A 15,746-nucleotide genomic window follows, 5' to 3' on the forward strand; every position below is an offset into this window, starting at 1 on the left:
ATGCGTATCCGCCTTACTCCCATTGCCCTGGCTCTCCTGACGTTAACTGCGGGTGCGGCCAAGGCTGAAATTGCGCCGGACGCGGGTCAATCGATCCGTGAGATCCAAACGAAACCGCCGGCGTTACCGCCGCGCCAGACGCTGGATCTGAACCTTCCCGACAAGCCGGACACCAACCCGACGACCAGCGGGCCGACAATGCAGGTCGCGCAATTCAAGCTGACCGGCAATCAGGCGATCGGCAGCGCCGATCTGCTGCCATTGCTGGCTGACCTGCGAAATCGCACGGTCAGCTTTGGTGAGTTGCAGGCAGCTGCCGGGCGTATCACCCTGTTTTACCGACAAAAAGGTTACCCGTTGGCGCGGGCTTATTTGCCGGCCCAGGACGTGGAAAATGGCATCGTCACCATTGCCGTGCTCGAAGGCCATTTTGGCGAAGTGACGCTCAATAACGCGTCGCGCATCAGCGACGGCACGTTGGCGGCACCGCTCCACGCGCTGAAAAACGGGGGAGCGGTGCGCGCCGGCACCCTGGAGCGCAGTCTGTTGCTGCTTCAGGAAACCCCCGGCGTCGAAGTCCGGTCCACGCTGAAACCCGGCACAGCCGTAGGCGCCAGCGACCTGGTGGTGGATGCCCGCTCGGCGCCGATGGTGTCGGGCCAAGTGGATCTGGATAACTATGGCAACCGCTTCACCGGTGAATATCGCCTAGGCAGCACCCTGAACCTCGCCAGCCCGTTGGGCATTGGCGATCAGGCCAGCATGCGGATCATGGGCTCTGATGAAGATCAGCGTTACTACCGGGCGGCGTATCAGTTGCCGATCGGTCCGTGGGCGACCCAAATCGGCGTCGCTTACTCGGACATGAATTATCAGCTGGCCAAGAATTTCGACCATCTTGATGCCTCGGGCAACGCGAAGATTGCCAGCGTGTTTGTGCAGCAGCCATTGATTCGCACCCGGGATTTCAGCCTGACTGCGCAACTGCAATTCGATGACAAACGCTTAAAAGATGACATCGATCTTTACGACTACAAAAGCAACAAACACTCGCATGTCGTGACCGCCAGCCTCAACGGCACCGCCCGCGACAATTTTTTGGGTGGCGGTTCGAATGCGTTCTCGTTGGCATGGAGCCAAGGCAACCTGACGCTGGATAACCAGCAAGACAAAGTGCTGGACGATCAAACTGCCAAGACTCGCGGCACCTTTCAGAAGATCAATCCCAGCGTCGTGCGCCTGCAGCGCCTGACGGATCGGATCAGTCTTTATGGTCAGCTCCAAGGCCAATGGGCCGGCGGCAACCTTGACTCCTCTGAAAAAATCAGCCTCGGCGGCGCGTATGGCGTACGGGCTTATCCAGAAGGCGAAGCACAGGGCGACCAAGGTTATGTGGCCAACGTCGAACTGCGTTACGCACTGACCGAGATCGCGCAGCTGTTCACCTTCGTCGACCATGGCGAAGTGCGGCTGAACAAAGACACGTGGGTTGACGGCGAAAATCACCGCAGCCTTTCCGCTACGGGCGTGGGCTCGACATTGTCTGCCGGCAACTGGCATTTGATGGCGGTCGCGGCATGGAAGCTGGGTAATGCCGATGCGCAAAGCGACGTGGATCGTACGCCGCGGGTGTGGGCGCGGGTTAGTCGTTCGTTTTGACGATTAGCGTTACGCCGTAAGTCGGGTTTTGCGCGGCGTCAGCCAGGCAATGCGCAACGCCGCGCAGCAGCGGATTCCGCTGGTGCGATCTTCCAAGTTTGGCCGCAAAAGCCCTGCCGAATAAGCGTCAATACGGTAATGAGTTGACGCTTACCTGCCTCCGGTATTAAGCTTTACTGAAGCAGTTGCTGTTTGTGAGGTCTTGGGACGTTGGCTCATCCCGGTTACGGCACGGAAATACAATTATACTAATATAATCATCATAAGGATAATGGGATAAAGTTATTTACAGGGATGGCTGAACAGTGGTTAATCAGGAACACGTTTCGCACTCATGTCTAGATGAAGAAATGAATTCTTCTGTGTTTAGCGATCGCCGCCATGCCAGTCGCTTTAAATCTTTGAGGCAAAAATTCTGGTGCGGAATGGGCAACAGCCTTCGTTTTTCCTGCCAGGATCGTGCAGCGACAACAGCCGCTTACCGGTTTCTTTCCAGCGACAGGAGTGATGAGCAGCGCCTGTTGCAGGATCATTTCGCAGTCACCTGCCAACGGATACACGCACTGAATGCTTATCCCTGATAATGTTTTTTCTTCAGTTAGCAGAAAGAGCTCAGTGTTGTCCATGTTCTAGCCGCCGCCATAAGCTGTCGATGAAAAAAGTTGACCTCAATGTCATGACAAACTTATTTCTCGCCCTAATTGATATTCACCAATGATCCCTATAAACAATTTAAAACGGCCATGCCGATATCGGCAACCTACTGCCGAGATAACGGGGCTGAGAAACGGAGCATAGTGCAGCTTAAATTTTTATTAGGTAATCATTTGATAAACAATGGTTAAATAAAGTTTTATCGGCCATTCTCCCACACAAATAACCCTTGTGGTTCATTGCTGTTAACGGTATCTTTTAGCCGCGGCTGCAAAATCAGGCGCCGGGATTAGCATCCTGCATAACTTCACTGACGACATAAGGCGCGTCTGCGTTTTTTTGTGTCGTGCGTTCGGCTACCTTTCAATGGTGGGCCGGGCGGGGGCGTCGCAAGACGCGCCGGTGTCAGTGAGGCCGGTGAGGTCAACTCTGTTCGGTTCCACCACCTATGAGATTGACCTCTCCGGTAGTGGAAGTAATTCATTACTCACTGGGGGCCGCCCTATGGCAACGATCCCTCCTCACGCTCACGCGTTACTTTCCATCCTGTTCGATTCGACCACTGATTTTACCGTTCTGGCCGGCCATTGTGAAAACCTGGCCGACGCTTTGCTGCAAAGCGACGATCCGGCGCAGCGCCAGGCGCTCAGCGCACGGCGTTTGACGTAAGAGCAGCAGGTAGGGTGGAATATTGATTAATTTTAAACCTATGCACCGGTTTTGACGGACGAATTGTTCTCTGACAAACTCAGAGTATCCGCAGAATATCCTGAAATTCAGGGGAGTAACTATGACAACCCGTTATGACAGTGACTTTTATGGCTGGACTCAGGAACAGGCAGGTTTATTGCGTTCAGGTCGTCTCGCCGAACTGGATACCAAAAATTTGCTTGAGGAAATTGAGTCGATGGGAACAAGTGCGGAAAATGAGCTTGAGTCTCGTCTTGAAGTTCTATTCATCCACCTGTTGAAATGGCAGTTCCAGGCGGAAAGACAACGACGGAGTTGGAAACTGACCATTGAGGAGCAGCGCCGTAAGATTGAGCGCCGCCTGAAAAAAAGCCCCAGTCTCAAACATCATCTTCCGGAAATTATCGAAGATGCCTACGGCGATGCGGTGATCAGCGCGGAGCGTGAAACCAATATCAAGCGCACCGTTTTCCCATCTTCTTGCCCCTGGTCTTTTGAACAATTTATGGACCCGGAGTTTTATTCGGAATGATTGCCATGTAACGGTCATATTTACTGCTTTGCATAATTATTATCTCGTTAACAGAAACGCCGGTTAAAACCGGCGTTTCTGTTAACGAGTACTGAAAAAATCTCCCTTGAATGGCCGTTTTATAAAGGTTGAACTGGAGTGATCCTACCCGGTTTTGACGGACAGGCTACTATTGGCAATGGGCTGCCCATGGGATAGTTAATATTCCCACTTCCGAGATAGCGGCGAAAAAGGCAGCTTGAATGTTTCAAGCATAATCATATGATAAACAACTATTAAATGGATTTATAACGACCATTCCCTTGCCTGAAAATCACTTGCGGTTAATCACCGTTAACGGTATCTTTTAGCCGCGCCTGCAAAATCAGGCGCCGGGCTTGACCTCCTGAAATACTTCACTGACGACATAAGGCGCGTCTGCGCTTTTTTTATGTCGTGCGTTCTGCTACACCTCAATGGTGGGCCGGACGGGGGCGTCGCAAGATGCGCCGGTGTCAGTGAGGCCGGTAAGGTCAACTCCGTTCGGTTCCACCACCTATGAGATTGACCTCTCCGGTAGTGGAAGTAATTCGTTACTCACTGGAGGCCGCCCTATGGCTACGATCCCCACTCACGCGTTACTTTCCATCCCGTTCGATTCGACCACTGATTTCACCGTTCTAGCCGGCCATTGTGAGAACCTTGCCGACGCTTTGCTGCAAAGCGACGTTCCGGCGCAGCGCCAGGCGCTCAGCGCACGGCTTGACCGTTGCCTGGCGCAACTGCGGCCCACGTTGGACGATGCCATTCCGCCTCATCTGATGGCAAGCCTGACCGTGGATGACCTGCCCATAACCTCGCCTCGCTTTGAGCCCGATGCCGATCTGCTCTGCGGGTACGGCCAGGCGCTGGCGCGGTTGTTGGCGGAGCGTAAATTATCGCCGGAGATGGAGCCGGTTCTGGCCGGGCTGCTGTTTGATTTGGTGGTGTATTTCGCCGATGAACTGCGCGCGCCGCGCTGGATACGCACCGTAGACGGGATAAAATTTATCGAGGAAGTAAACAGGGTTCCGGAATACTGAATGGTGGAAAGTAAAAAACCAGCCGTTAGGCTGGTTTCTTTAAATCATGGTGCCCGGACTCGGGAATATTCAGTTATCTATTAAGTTGAATTCAATCTTAAATTTTATCCCCGCCGGTTGTCAAGACCCGCAAATTGACCCGCTTTTTTGCTTGTAGATCAAAAGAGTGGGTCGGCAGCACGGAAATAGGTCCGGTTCGTTCCTTCGGTTCGATTCCTCATGCTGTCTGTAAATCGTAATGACATTAGCGCTGCGTGTGCTGGATAATTAATATCCAGAGGACAACCCGGAGGATTTCATCATGCCAGCGACCAATGGCGTTTCTGTCAAACGCGCGACATTAAATTTGCGTATAAAACCCGCCGAGCGCGATCTGATCGATCGTGCGGCGAAGGTTAAAGGGAAAAAACCGTACTGACTTTGTGCTGGAAGCTGCGCACGCTGCCGCAGAGGAAGCGTTGATCGAGCGGCGCATCATTATGGCAGATCCGAAGGCCTATCAGGATTTTCTTGTTCGTCTGGATCAAGCTCTATCGCCGAACGCCGCGTTGCGTAAAACCATGCAAACGCCTGCGCCGTGGGAACAGAAAAAGTGAGCTTAGCCCCTGGGCCTCTTCAGGCTGGACACTTCTTATACTCATTCTGTTGTGGCGTGAAGTCTATGGACAACTGGCTAAAACAGCGGGCGATGAAAAATCAGCTAACCGGCGCAACCGGCGCATTCCGAACGTTCGTCTGCTGCGACGACTCGAAGGTGATGGCGTATTACTCATTGGCGTCCAGCGCAGTAATGACAAATGCCGCTCCCGGACGCTTTCGCCGCAATATGCATGATCTTATCCCGATCGCGGTGTTGGGCCGTTTGGCGGTAGATAGATCATTGCACGGTCAGGGCGTCGGGCGAGCACTGGTGCGGGATGCCGGGCGGCGGGTGATACAGGTGGCGGAAACTATCGGTATTCGTGGGATGTTGGTTCATGCGCTGTCTACAGAGGCGCGGGAATTTTACCTGAGGGTCGGGTTTGAACCTTCGCCGATTGATCCGATGATGCTGATGGTGACGTTGGGGGATTTGGTGGGGAGCGCGTTTGATGTTTCATAATTTTTGGATGGATGGCACAAAAAATAGTCCCCGTCAGAATAAGCACAATTGCGTGGTCCATCCGATCGTAAATTAGATCAAAAATTACTTCGAGAAAGTGAAAGTGGGTAGACAAGAGTGAGCGCCACTAATACTATCAATCAGATCGACAAAATCGCAACTGAATCAGATTGGCGAGATATTTCTTGGAGGGGGGTTGCTTGACGCCTGAGACAATCGCTCGACTACTAGCCTCTATGAACACCGGCCGCCTTCTGGTGGTATGCGGCGCTGGGCTTTCTATGGCTCCTCCCAGCAACCTGCCGTCAGCGAGAACAGTCGCAGAGCGCTGCTTTGACAAATACCGCCTTGAGTCGGATCCAAATTGCAACGTCGTTCTTCGAGGCAATCTTGAGGCGTTCGCCGAACACTTCGCAGGACTCAACACTCTTCAATCGGTTTTCATCGAGCATCTCGTGCCCTGGCCGGCTTTTGTGCGGCCTCCGAACATTGGGCATGCTGCGATAGCAGATTTTCTCATCACTCGCGCCGCCATTGCCGGCTTATCGAGCAACTACGACACGCTCATTGAGCGACGTGCGTGGGACTATGGTGCGGATTTCCGTGGCTCGCTCGACGGAGACGAAGCCACCGCCGATTTCGTTTGTCAGGCACCCCTGTTGAAATTCCATGGCTGTTCTCTCCGCGATCGGCCAGCCACGGTTTGGGCGCCTTCGCAACTTGATGATCCGGCCATCTCGGCACGAATTGCGCGAAGCAAAGTTTGGATGGCTGCCAACCTTCGGCAGAAGGACCTGCTTGTCGTCGGCTTCTGGTCAGACTGGGAATACCTCAATGCCGTGATCGGTGAAGCGCTGATCGATGTCCAACCACTGTCCGTGACTGTTATCGACCTGTCGCCAACAAACGCACTCGAGCAGAAGGCCCCGCAGCTCTGGAAAATAGCGCACGCGCAAAACGTAACGTTCGAACATGTCCAAGAGTCTGGGGCTGTGGCGCTTGACGAGCTTCGTCGCACATTCTCATTTAATTACCTTCGGCAGGTTCTGGATGCCGGACGGGCCGCCTTCGAGCAAGCCACTGGGGTCCAGTGCGACCCAACTTGGCTAAATATCGGGAATTTCGATAGCGAGGAGTTGTATGGCTTAAGGCGGGATGCCGAAGGCGTCCCGGCGGCAGAGCCAGCCAAGCTCCTACGCCCAGCAAATCCTGAAGCCCTCGGCTTCTTCCACTTACTGCTACGTCAGGCTGGGGCTGTTCAACGCGCCGACGGTTATGAACTGAACGGCCGGAGCATCCGTGTTCTCAACGGAGCGCAATCCATCCTTGGAACATTGCGCGGAAAATTCGTTGAGCCCCCTGCCGCGATACAATCAGACATCGTTGTGGCAGTGGGCGCGATCGACGTGGGCGTGCCGGATAACGTCGTCCGCAGCGGACGCGTCGGTGACGTCATTCGTCCTGGCCCAGCGGGCGAATGGTACGACTTCCCTGGGGCAAGAGCGGTGTTGGGAATCTAATGGACATTTTCACGCAAGCCGAAATCCTCCTTCGCGACGTCCAATATGAAACTTGGATATGGAGTGGCTCGACCGGCCCTGTGACTTGTTTCGAAAACGCGGCGCTAATGGGATTCGTCCACGTTTTCGACACCGCAGATACCCTGCTCGATACCTGGCGTGCAGACCAACAAGCTGTGCTCACCCGCCACGCCGCTTCGTTACGTGGAGCAGGAGCGAAAGCTTGGAACGTCTATTCTGTCTTTCTGACCCCGGGTCAAGATGTGCGCCTAGGGCGCGAGATCGAGCGAATCGAAGAGGATTTTTCTCTGACCCGAAAGATCGCCAGGGCCTCGATCACTACAGCGGATGACGTTGAGAAGGCGCTCCTCCCACTGCTGTCCTTACGCGCCAAGCCACAGCTTGGCGCGTCTAACTTCGAATCGAGACTGCGCACCAGACTGACGGGCATTCCTCCTGAGGCCGTTACCGCATTCCTCAAAGAGGCCACACCGGCGGAGATCGCTCGCATCTTGGGGGCGACATCATGAGACTCGACTTCATTGAAATATGCGGTTTTCGTGGATTCAGGGATCTCGTCCAGATCACCTTCGGACGGGGCTTCACAGTTATCACTGGGCGGAACGGCGTGGGCAAGAGCACGTTATGCGATGCGGTTGAGTTCGCGATCACCGGTTCCATCGACAAATATGCTGTCGAGAAAGCGGCGAAGGAAAGCCTCAGCGATTATTTATGGTGGCGTGGCGAAGGTGTTCCTAAGGCTCACTATGTAACGGTCTCGTTCGTCGACGACGACAGCAAGCCCTTCACCATTACTCGCACTCGCGAGTCGGGCGCTGATCGTTCAGCGGAAGAAATCCAGGTCGCGCTTTGCTGCGGGCCTGCGCCAGACAACGCACTCCGGCAGCTCACCCGAACCTCAATCATTCGCGACGAATGGATCGCTGCACTCAGCCTGGACCTTACCGAAACGGAACGATTTGATCTAGTACGGTCGGCGCTCGGTGCTTTAGAAGGCTCAGAGGCGGGTAGGCGAGCTAAGGAAGTTGTGGCGGCTGCCGAAACCGCGCACTCTAAAGACGAGACCGCTTATGAGGGTGCCCGTTCGCGGTTGGCGGACCGACTGACGCAACAGTCTGAGACGCAAGCCACTCTTAGCCGGTCAGGTGATGTATCCTCTGCCCTCCAAATAATCGGTGCTGCCGCGCCGGATGCGCCGCCAGAGCTGACGGCACGACTGGCTGCGGGTCGAAATGCACTCGCGAACGGACGAGCCCGGTTGAGTCGAATGGGCGAAGCGCTTCAACTCGGTCGTGAGGTTGCGTCGGCGCAGGCGGCCTACAACACTCCGGAGGCTATTGTGGCTCGTGAGGCCGCATCAAGGGTGCACGAAGCGGCGCAGCGCGAGCATCAGGCTGTACAACAAGCGGTCTCGGAAGCTGAACAACGCCTCGCGCGCGAAGAAGAGATGGATGCGATCGCGGCGTCGCTGAGTCTTCTAGTCGAGCATGGTGAGCACCTCGGGCTGCACGAAGATCATTGCCCGTTATGCGCAGCTTATCGGACGCCGGACGAGTTTACAGCCGGTCTAGCCGCTACACGGCGACGTATAGCATCACTGGCGTCGGGTGTTCAGGCAGCCCGCAATGACCTCGCCATCGCGAAAGAGAACGCGCGTCTACACAGCCTCACGTTTCAGACAGCTACCGCCACGGTACAAACTCATGCAGACGAACTGCGCCGACTGCGTGAGCAGGAAGCGACACATGTCGATTTTTACAATCAGTGGGGGCTAGAGCACAGCTTCATTCAGTATCCTGACAGTCTAGAGCAGGCCATTTCTCTCGAACGCGACCGGTTGATTAACCTCGAGCGTGCGCTACTTGTGCTAGAGGCCTCGCATGCGGTGTCGCGAATATCGTCGATTGAAAGCAGCATCTCGGCGCTGCGAGCTGAAATAGAGAAGCTGGCGCAGGCGGTCAACCAATCACAAAATGCCGTTACAGCGGCCCACGAAATCGAACGCTCGGTTAGGCGTGTGAGTGCCGAAATAATTGATGAGCGTCTCGCTCAGATCAGTCCGCTCCTTAACGAACTGTACCAGCGCCTGCGACCGCATACCGATTGGCGGACAATAGATTACAGCATTCGCGGCGATGTCCGTCGTTTTTTGAGTCTTAAGGTCGGAGACGGCCTGAACCCGCAATTTGTTTTCAGCAGCGGTCAACGTCGTGCCGCTGGTCTCGCTTTCCTTCTCTCAGTCCATCTCGCGCGGGCTTGGACACCACTCAGATCACTCCTACTCGACGACCCCGTTCAGCACATCGACGATTTTAGGGCCCTTCACCTAGTGGAAGTGCTCGCCACTCTCCGCATGGATGGGCGTCAGATCATCTGCGCCGTTGAGGATCCAGCGCTCGCCGATCTCTTATGCCGCCGCTTGGTATCCACCGCGACTGAGGGCGGCCGGCGTATTGACATCAATCCTGGACCGTTCGGCGCAACGAGTATGGTTACAGACCAGGAAATTCATCCGATGCCGGTTGGTGTTCTACGCGGCGTCGCCACTGCATGAAGGTCGAGAGTGCATTAATCGAGCGTCCGCCATTGTTCGAGCGTCGAGCGCACGGCCCTTGGAGCGATTTGGCGCTTCATACCATCGGTTGGCGCGCGTTTCAGGATCTATGCTCGCAGGTATGTGAGGTCATACTCGGCCGACCCGTGGAAATCTTCCGCGAAGCCCAAGACGGCGGTCAAGACGCGGTCTTCCTCATTCCTGCGGGAAACGACGCTCCGCCGATTGGCACGGTCCAGTGCAAGCATACTTCCGATGCCGTAAAAGCGCTGAAGCTTAGCGATCTTACAGTTGAGATCGATCATGTCGAAGAGCTAGTCAAAGCCGGCCAGGCGGACACTTACGCCTTCATGACGAATATGAGCCTGGATGCGCCCGTCGCAGCCGCAATGCGTGCTAAACTCAGGGCACTTGGTGTGCGTAAGCCGCACATTTTTGGTCGCCAGTATATCATCCGCGTTATCAAGAGCAGTGCGCGCTTGCGGGCTCTTGTCCCGCAGGTATACGGCCTTGGGGACCTCACTTCAATCGTGGATGAGCGGCTCAGTGAGCAGAGCCGAGCACTACTTGACAGTTGGATCCCAAAACTTCGCACCTATGTGCCGACTCAGGCCCATCGCGCCGCGGTCAACGCGATCTCCAAGCATGGAGTAGTACTGCTGCTGGGCAATCCATCAAGTGGAAAATCGACAATTGGCGCCATCGTGTCGACCATTGCATCGGAAAATCCGGAAAGTACCGTATTTGCCCTGACCAGTCCACGCGATTTTGAGGCTGGTTGGAATCCCAATGACCCAGGGCGCTTCTTCTGGATCGACGATGCCTTCGGCTCGAATGTGCTGCGTGAAGACTACGTTCAGGACTGGGCGTCGACCTTCTCCAAGCTGCGAGCCGCGATTAAGCATGGTAATCGCTTTCTCCTAACCTCCCGCAAGCATATCTATGAAGCGGCGCGGCGGCGGCTCGGACAGCGCAACCTTGCTCAATTCGCAGATGGCAGCGCCGTGGTGGATGTCGGTGAGCTTACATCCGAAGAGAAAGCGCAGATTATCTATAACCATGTGAATTTCGGCGAGCAGAGTCAGAGCTGGAAATCGAGCGTCAAGCCGCATCTGGCCGCAGTCGCCGCAGTTCGCGATTTCCTCCCTGGAATCGCCGAACGTCTCGGAGACCCAAACTTCACCAAGGGTCTAGCGCCTCGCGAAAGCCCCCTCGTCCGATTCATGGAGGAGCCGAAAGAGCATCTGGTCGATACCGTCAACGCCTTAGATGATCAGCTACAGGCCGCGCTCATCCTCGTTTACGTCCATCAAGCCGGCTTCGATCCCAGCGATCATGACGCTTCGGCTGCACAGGCAGTCTCGGAGCTAACGGGGTATGCTCTCACTAAGATTCAGGATTGTTTCGCTGAGCTGAAAGGCTCGTTCCTGAAGCTCTCCGGATCAAAATGGACCTTCGCCCATCCAACGATCTCCGACGCCCTAACGGAGATTCTGCGCCAGAAGCCCCATATGATGGCAGCTCTCATTCGAGGCGCGACTATCGACACTATTCTTAGCAGCTTCACGTGTGAGGACTCGCCGCTCATTCGAGATGCGCTTGTCATCCCGGCGACGCTCGATGACGAACTGGTCGCACGACTTGGCCGCACGCCCGACGAAAGGCACTGCAATTGGATGTTGTTCCACTTCCTATCCTACCGTTCGAGTACGGCTGTGTTCATCAAAGCCATCGAACAATTTCCAAATCTACTTCGACGGTCTTGTTGGCAATCCGATCCCGCCAGCAATAATCCCCAGTTCGCCACCTACGCACGTGCTCATCACTTCAGCGTCTTGCCTGACGATCTGCGATCGGATGTAGCCGACAAGCTGGAATCTGTCGTGCTCAACGGTCTTGATATCTCTTTCTTCGACGAACCACAAATGTTAGCGGTCATACCACCGCTAAAGCTTATCGGTGTGGGTTTAGCGCTGCGGACGACTGTACTGCCGTCGCTCGAAGAACGGATCGACGAGATCGCCGCCGACGCCGACTTGGACGAAGAGCCTGAAAGCCATTTTAAGAAGCTTCTCTGCATGCTTGACCGCATTGAGGCGATTGGTGTTGACACAGACGCCACGGCCTTGATCGACGACACGCGTGATCACCTGAGTCGCTCAATCGAGTCTCTTGAAGAGCGCAGGCGCGAGCGTGATAGAGACTCCGAAGACGAAGCGGATTGGACGCACATCGTAACGCAAAAAAAGGAGGACACTCCACCTTCCACTTCCGTCGTCACAAAGCGCTCGGTATTCGACGATGTCGACAAATAATCGTAGAAATAGGAAGCAATCGTGTTCAAACGCGTCGATCCTCCCTTGACTGATAGCGTGAAAACAAAGCGTTCCCTGCGGGGCGCGGCAGTTGCTCAAGCTGGTTTCGACTATCAGCTCGATGTCTCGATCCTTGTAGCCCTGCAACTCCCCCTCATTTCCAAAGAGGCTACGCGCCTAGTGTTGGAATCAGCAAACGAGGAAGATCTGGAGGCGGATTTAGAACCTTACATGCTAGGGCGCGTGCAACCCAATACGACTGTCGCCTATGGATATAAGCTTGTCGTTCAAATCAAAATGGACAATGCCGAGCCCTGTTCGGTTGGAGATTTCGAAGTTCTGCTGAAGTACGGCCCCGACAATAAGGGCGGGAGTCGAAAAGTGCTACATCATCTCGATGATTCGAATATCCGCTAATGGGCTAGTCCTAGAACGGTGGACATTCCTGGCCTATAGCCCCACGGGAGTAAGGAAAGTCCAATAGGTGGTAACTTGGCGAACAAATCATCAACATCCTCAACAAACTGAGGTTGGTGTTTCTGCCTGACAATTTTGTAGAATGCACGTGTTTTTTGACCAAAGGTTCTATGATCAGTGCAATCAATATGGCAGTATAAGGATCAATTACGTTAAGCATTTGAGCCATTCAAGGTTAAAACGCTTACTTTTTGAATCTGATCGTTATAAATAGATTGAGCTGGAAGGCGTTGCATGCTGCTGTCAGTCAAAATTTTAGAAGATTAACTAGAAGCTGGATGTTGAGTATTAACGTATCTATAGCCAGGTAAAATGAGATGCAATTTCAATTGATTCCGGGTTTTTTTATTTTCATTGGCTCATATTTGCCATTGGCACTGATTTTAGCAATTCAAGATATTCCCAAGGTATGGTGGAGCCAGCCATTGTGTAATGCAGCTAGTTTTACAAAGAATACCTGTGTTTTTTTACCATTTTCTAATCCTTTAATCTCTATATCTTTTTTGCTTATCACTATGATTGCTACTTTTATAGTCCGTTCATCTCTAAAGAAGATAAACTATCCTTTCACCATAAAAGTCAAAAATTTTAAGCCAATACCAAATGAAATTATTAACTATACATTTCCATATGTCGTATCATTTATGGGGATTAGCTATGATGACCCTCAAAAATTTTACGGATTCATAGTATTCCTTCTTTGGATGTTCGCAATAACCTATAAATCGGGTCAGATTCTTATGAATCCTCTCCTTTTGTTTTTTGGTTGGCGGCTTTATGAGGCGACCATAATTATCAGCAATGTTGATAAGGATGTACGAATTCTTAAACGCGGCAGGATGAATACTGAAATTTTTTCAGCGCAAACTATACAAGATTTCTACATAGTTAAAGGATAAAAAAATGCAAAGACATTTTGATGCACTTCGTAATCATGACTACTCGAACAGTGATGTTCATTTATGGGTATTTAAAAGAAGTGCTTCGGCGAGTCAATTCGTAACTCATTATGTTCAAACTGATCCTGACTTGAACAGTAAGCTTGTAACGATAATTGAAGCGGAACTTATGCGAATAACGGAATTTGCAGCGTATAGTTATCTTGCTGAAACCAATGAAAACAGTTGCTTAAGCACAGATATCGCTGGTAGTGATTTCGCAATTCTAAAAAACTTGGTTGACAGACCGGAACCAGATCACCGATTAAGTGAGATTAAAGATCTAAAAAATGTGAGCGGTTATATGGTTAAGTTCACTCATAACGGTCAGACAGTCTACGCTGTGAAGAAAAGCGCTAAAAATTGGAAAACATCATTTTTAAAAACGCATATTAATATAATTTTCAGAAATGGTGAACTTTCTTCCGCAGAGGATGAAGCTTTTGTCATCGAAAAAAATTTCGATTTCTATGCAATTGATACGTCCATATTCATGGCAAATAAAAGAGCTTTCGAATCAGCTATGGAACACAAAGCTTCTTATACCCAAGCGTTTGCTTCACTACAGATAACACCTACTTTTTCAGGCTTATTTACAGACATGGCTGCATTAATTAATCATGTTGGTACTAACTCAATTCAACTTCGTCGTATGGCGAGAATTGAAGAGAGAAAACTCTACCTTTCTCCTCAATTTTTGCAAACAGTACAAGCTGTCAATAACCGACGTGCATGGGGATTAAATTTTGATCCACAAAGTGGTCAACTTATCCCAAGTGACCAAACAATTAAAACTATCATCAATGTTTTATTAGACCACAGATTAACGAGTGAAGTAACTGACCTGATTTATGACGTACCAGATGCAACGCAAGTTTAGTCTATGGGAAATTATTTCATCTAAATAGGTGCGTTTAATAACGCTCTCTTTTTTCAACCCATGCTTGTTGCCGGGGCCACAGCAAAATGCTTATATAGAACATTTTAACTGAACAGTACGTTATGACTGGCTAAATCAATACGTGTTTAGTTATCTTACAGAAGTACAGGACTATGCCACCCGATGGTTATGAACCTACAATCATGAACGCCCACACATGGAATTGGGTGGGATAACGGCGATGCGGGAACTTGCATCTAAGGCATGAATTATACTTATGCTCCCTGTTGAAAATGGGGGGATTACCCTCCTAAAAGGCTTACATAATGAAAACGCTTTATCAGGACGATAAAACACGTTGCGTCGGCACTGCTAGCACAGTCGCCCAATTTCTTGAGCTTTGTAAGAAAGAAAACGGTGATGATATTTACGGAAATTTATATCGAGGCCAGCAAAGCACAACCTGGCCGCTTCTTTCCTCGCTGACCAGGAAGATAATTCCCACACAGCAAGAAATTGAATCAAATTTTGGTAAAATAGATATCGACTCAGAAGAATTTGAGGACATTTTCAAAACCTCAGCATTTAAAAAAACGCACCGAGATAAAATAGATAGCATTTATAGTGCTTACTCAAACTTTAAAAACATGTTGCCAACGTATTTGAACGAAATAGAACATAAAGAATATCTGTTTAACTCTGATCTGTCCCTACTATTACTGGCGCAGCATCATGGCCTGCCGACTCGATTTATGGACTGGTCTCTCAACCCACTAGTCGCATTGTATTTTGCAGTGGAGAAGAGTTCACCACAATCACATGAGAAAGCAGCCGTTTATGACTATAGTACAGAAAGTACTCTGACGGGTGATGAATTTACTTTGGGCTATGAAGCTGGCTATAATACTCACGACATGGGAAAAGTAAATAAATATACTAATCCTAAAGACAATTCATTTGATTTTCATAAAGCAGGCAAGGCTGCTAGTTACAAATTTCGAAAATTGGCGGTAGGAGAAATTGAGTTTATTCCGTCTTCACCTATATGCATAACACATTTTCGTTTTGATAAACGTATGGAAGCACAGGAATGTATGTTTACATTCCAGAACAATCTTCTAGAGCCATTTACATCTAAAAATCCAAAAAATTTGTGGAAAATAGAAATAGTAAACCCTTATGATATAAGAATCGAGTTAATAAATCTTGGATTTGTTACTTCTAAAATCTACCCATCCATAGCGGGACTTGCGCAGGCTCTAGCATTTAATCATGCTAATAAATACTTACAATTTTTTAATAAATAATATATATGGACAACTACTTAATGCAAGAGTGGGCGT

At 51.2% G+C, this 15,746-nt stretch carries 14 protein-coding genes and 3 pseudogenes; all 17 read left to right on the forward strand.

Going from position 1 to position 15,746, the window contains the following annotated elements; translation table 11 throughout:
- The 17 genes and pseudogenes from ACL2XN_RS21755 to ACL2XN_RS21835 all read left to right on the forward strand — a co-directional run bounded on the left by ACL2XN_RS21755 (position 1) and on the right by ACL2XN_RS21835 (position 15,710).
- Positions 1-1,659 (forward strand): ShlB/FhaC/HecB family hemolysin secretion/activation protein, encoded by a 1,659-nt coding sequence (locus ACL2XN_RS21755; protein WP_413729445.1) that lies wholly within the window; start codon positions 1-3, stop codon positions 1,657-1,659.
- 350 nt (positions 1,660-2,009) lie between these two features.
- The gene (locus tag ACL2XN_RS21760; RefSeq protein WP_413723495.1) at positions 2,010-2,240 is read left to right on the forward strand and encodes a transposase DNA-binding-containing protein; all 231 of its coding nucleotides are present in this window, start codon (positions 2,010-2,012) and stop codon (positions 2,238-2,240) included.
- A gap of 370 nt (positions 2,241-2,610) precedes the next feature.
- Positions 2,611-2,781 (forward strand): annotated as a pseudogene (locus ACL2XN_RS21765) (hypothetical protein); the annotation flags it as partial.
- Positions 2,782-2,817: 36 nt separating this feature from the next.
- Complete coding sequence (locus ACL2XN_RS21770; RefSeq protein WP_413727695.1) at positions 2,818-2,982, forward strand: hypothetical protein; 165 nt, start codon at positions 2,818-2,820, stop codon at positions 2,980-2,982.
- Positions 2,983-3,103: 121 nt separating this feature from the next.
- Entirely contained in the window at positions 3,104-3,535 is a 432-nt protein-coding gene (locus ACL2XN_RS21775; RefSeq protein ID WP_413729446.1) for a DUF29 domain-containing protein, read from the forward strand.
- A 593-nt stretch (positions 3,536-4,128) separates the two neighbouring features.
- Entirely contained in the window at positions 4,129-4,596 is a 468-nt protein-coding gene (locus ACL2XN_RS21780) for a hypothetical protein (protein ID WP_413729447.1), read from the forward strand.
- Positions 4,597-4,897: 301 nt separating this feature from the next.
- Positions 4,898-5,192 (forward strand): annotated as a pseudogene (locus ACL2XN_RS21785) (DUF1778 domain-containing protein).
- A complete protein-coding gene (locus tag ACL2XN_RS21790; RefSeq protein ID WP_413729448.1) occupies positions 5,189-5,698 on the forward strand; it encodes a GNAT family N-acetyltransferase in 510 nt (169 codons plus the stop codon). The pseudogene ACL2XN_RS21785 and the gene ACL2XN_RS21790 overlap by 4 nt, the downstream one beginning before the upstream one ends.
- A 281-nt stretch (positions 5,699-5,979) precedes the next feature.
- The gene (locus ACL2XN_RS21795) at positions 5,980-7,218 is read left to right on the forward strand and encodes a hypothetical protein (RefSeq protein ID WP_413729450.1); all 1,239 of its coding nucleotides are present in this window, start codon (positions 5,980-5,982) and stop codon (positions 7,216-7,218) included.
- The gene (locus ACL2XN_RS21800; RefSeq protein WP_413729451.1) at positions 7,218-7,748 is read left to right on the forward strand and encodes a hypothetical protein; all 531 of its coding nucleotides are present in this window, start codon (positions 7,218-7,220) and stop codon (positions 7,746-7,748) included. Before ACL2XN_RS21795 ends, ACL2XN_RS21800 begins: the two co-directional genes overlap by 1 nt.
- Positions 7,745-9,793 (forward strand): AAA family ATPase, encoded by a 2,049-nt coding sequence (locus ACL2XN_RS21805; protein WP_413729452.1) that lies wholly within the window; start codon positions 7,745-7,747, stop codon positions 9,791-9,793. Before ACL2XN_RS21800 ends, ACL2XN_RS21805 begins: the two co-directional genes overlap by 4 nt.
- Complete coding sequence (locus ACL2XN_RS21810) at positions 9,790-12,108, forward strand: hypothetical protein (protein ID WP_413729453.1); 2,319 nt, start codon at positions 9,790-9,792, stop codon at positions 12,106-12,108. Before ACL2XN_RS21805 ends, ACL2XN_RS21810 begins: the two co-directional genes overlap by 4 nt.
- Before the next feature lie 21 nt (positions 12,109-12,129).
- Positions 12,130-12,525, forward strand: coding sequence for a hypothetical protein (locus ACL2XN_RS21815; protein ID WP_413729454.1), 396 nt, complete (start codon positions 12,130-12,132; stop codon positions 12,523-12,525).
- Between the two features lie 377 nt (positions 12,526-12,902).
- Complete coding sequence (locus ACL2XN_RS21820) at positions 12,903-13,484, forward strand: hypothetical protein (RefSeq protein WP_413729455.1); 582 nt, start codon at positions 12,903-12,905, stop codon at positions 13,482-13,484.
- Between the two features lie 4 nt (positions 13,485-13,488).
- Positions 13,489-14,403 (forward strand): DUF4868 domain-containing protein, encoded by a 915-nt coding sequence (locus ACL2XN_RS21825; RefSeq protein ID WP_413729457.1) that lies wholly within the window; start codon positions 13,489-13,491, stop codon positions 14,401-14,403.
- Between the two features lie 70 nt (positions 14,404-14,473).
- Positions 14,474-14,671: pseudogene (locus ACL2XN_RS21830) on the forward strand (integrase core domain-containing protein); the annotation flags it as partial.
- A 58-nt stretch (positions 14,672-14,729) separates the two neighbouring features.
- Positions 14,730-15,710 (forward strand): FRG domain-containing protein, encoded by a 981-nt coding sequence (locus ACL2XN_RS21835; RefSeq protein ID WP_413729458.1) that lies wholly within the window; start codon positions 14,730-14,732, stop codon positions 15,708-15,710.
- Positions 15,711-15,746: the final 36 nt, after the last annotated feature.

The organism is Sodalis sp. RH22 (genome assembly GCF_047324165.1).
Taxonomy (GTDB): domain Bacteria; phylum Pseudomonadota; class Gammaproteobacteria; order Enterobacterales; family Enterobacteriaceae; genus Acerihabitans.

Bases quoted from the DNA above. Each gene is read 5' to 3' on its own strand.
- ACL2XN_RS21755 (WP_413729445.1), top strand. From the start codon at position 1: ATGCGTATCCGCCTTACTCCCATTGCCCTGGCTCTCCTGACGTTAACT.
- ACL2XN_RS21760 (WP_413723495.1), top strand. From the start codon at position 2,010: ATGAATTCTTCTGTGTTTAGCGATCGCCGCCATGCCAGTCGCTTTAAA.
- ACL2XN_RS21770 (WP_413727695.1), top strand. From the start codon at position 2,818: ATGGCAACGATCCCTCCTCACGCTCACGCGTTACTTTCCATCCTGTTC.
- ACL2XN_RS21775 (WP_413729446.1), top strand. From the start codon at position 3,104: ATGACAACCCGTTATGACAGTGACTTTTATGGCTGGACTCAGGAACAG.
- ACL2XN_RS21780 (WP_413729447.1), top strand. From the start codon at position 4,129: ATGGCTACGATCCCCACTCACGCGTTACTTTCCATCCCGTTCGATTCG.
- ACL2XN_RS21795 (WP_413729450.1), top strand. From the start codon at position 5,980: ATGGCTCCTCCCAGCAACCTGCCGTCAGCGAGAACAGTCGCAGAGCGC.
- ACL2XN_RS21800 (WP_413729451.1), top strand. From the start codon at position 7,218: ATGGACATTTTCACGCAAGCCGAAATCCTCCTTCGCGACGTCCAATAT.
- ACL2XN_RS21805 (WP_413729452.1), top strand. From the start codon at position 7,745: ATGAGACTCGACTTCATTGAAATATGCGGTTTTCGTGGATTCAGGGAT.
- ACL2XN_RS21810 (WP_413729453.1), top strand. From the start codon at position 9,790: ATGAAGGTCGAGAGTGCATTAATCGAGCGTCCGCCATTGTTCGAGCGT.
- ACL2XN_RS21820 (WP_413729455.1), top strand. From the start codon at position 12,903: ATGCAATTTCAATTGATTCCGGGTTTTTTTATTTTCATTGGCTCATAT.
- ACL2XN_RS21825 (WP_413729457.1), top strand. From the start codon at position 13,489: ATGCAAAGACATTTTGATGCACTTCGTAATCATGACTACTCGAACAGT.
- ACL2XN_RS21835 (WP_413729458.1), top strand. From the start codon at position 14,730: ATGAAAACGCTTTATCAGGACGATAAAACACGTTGCGTCGGCACTGCT.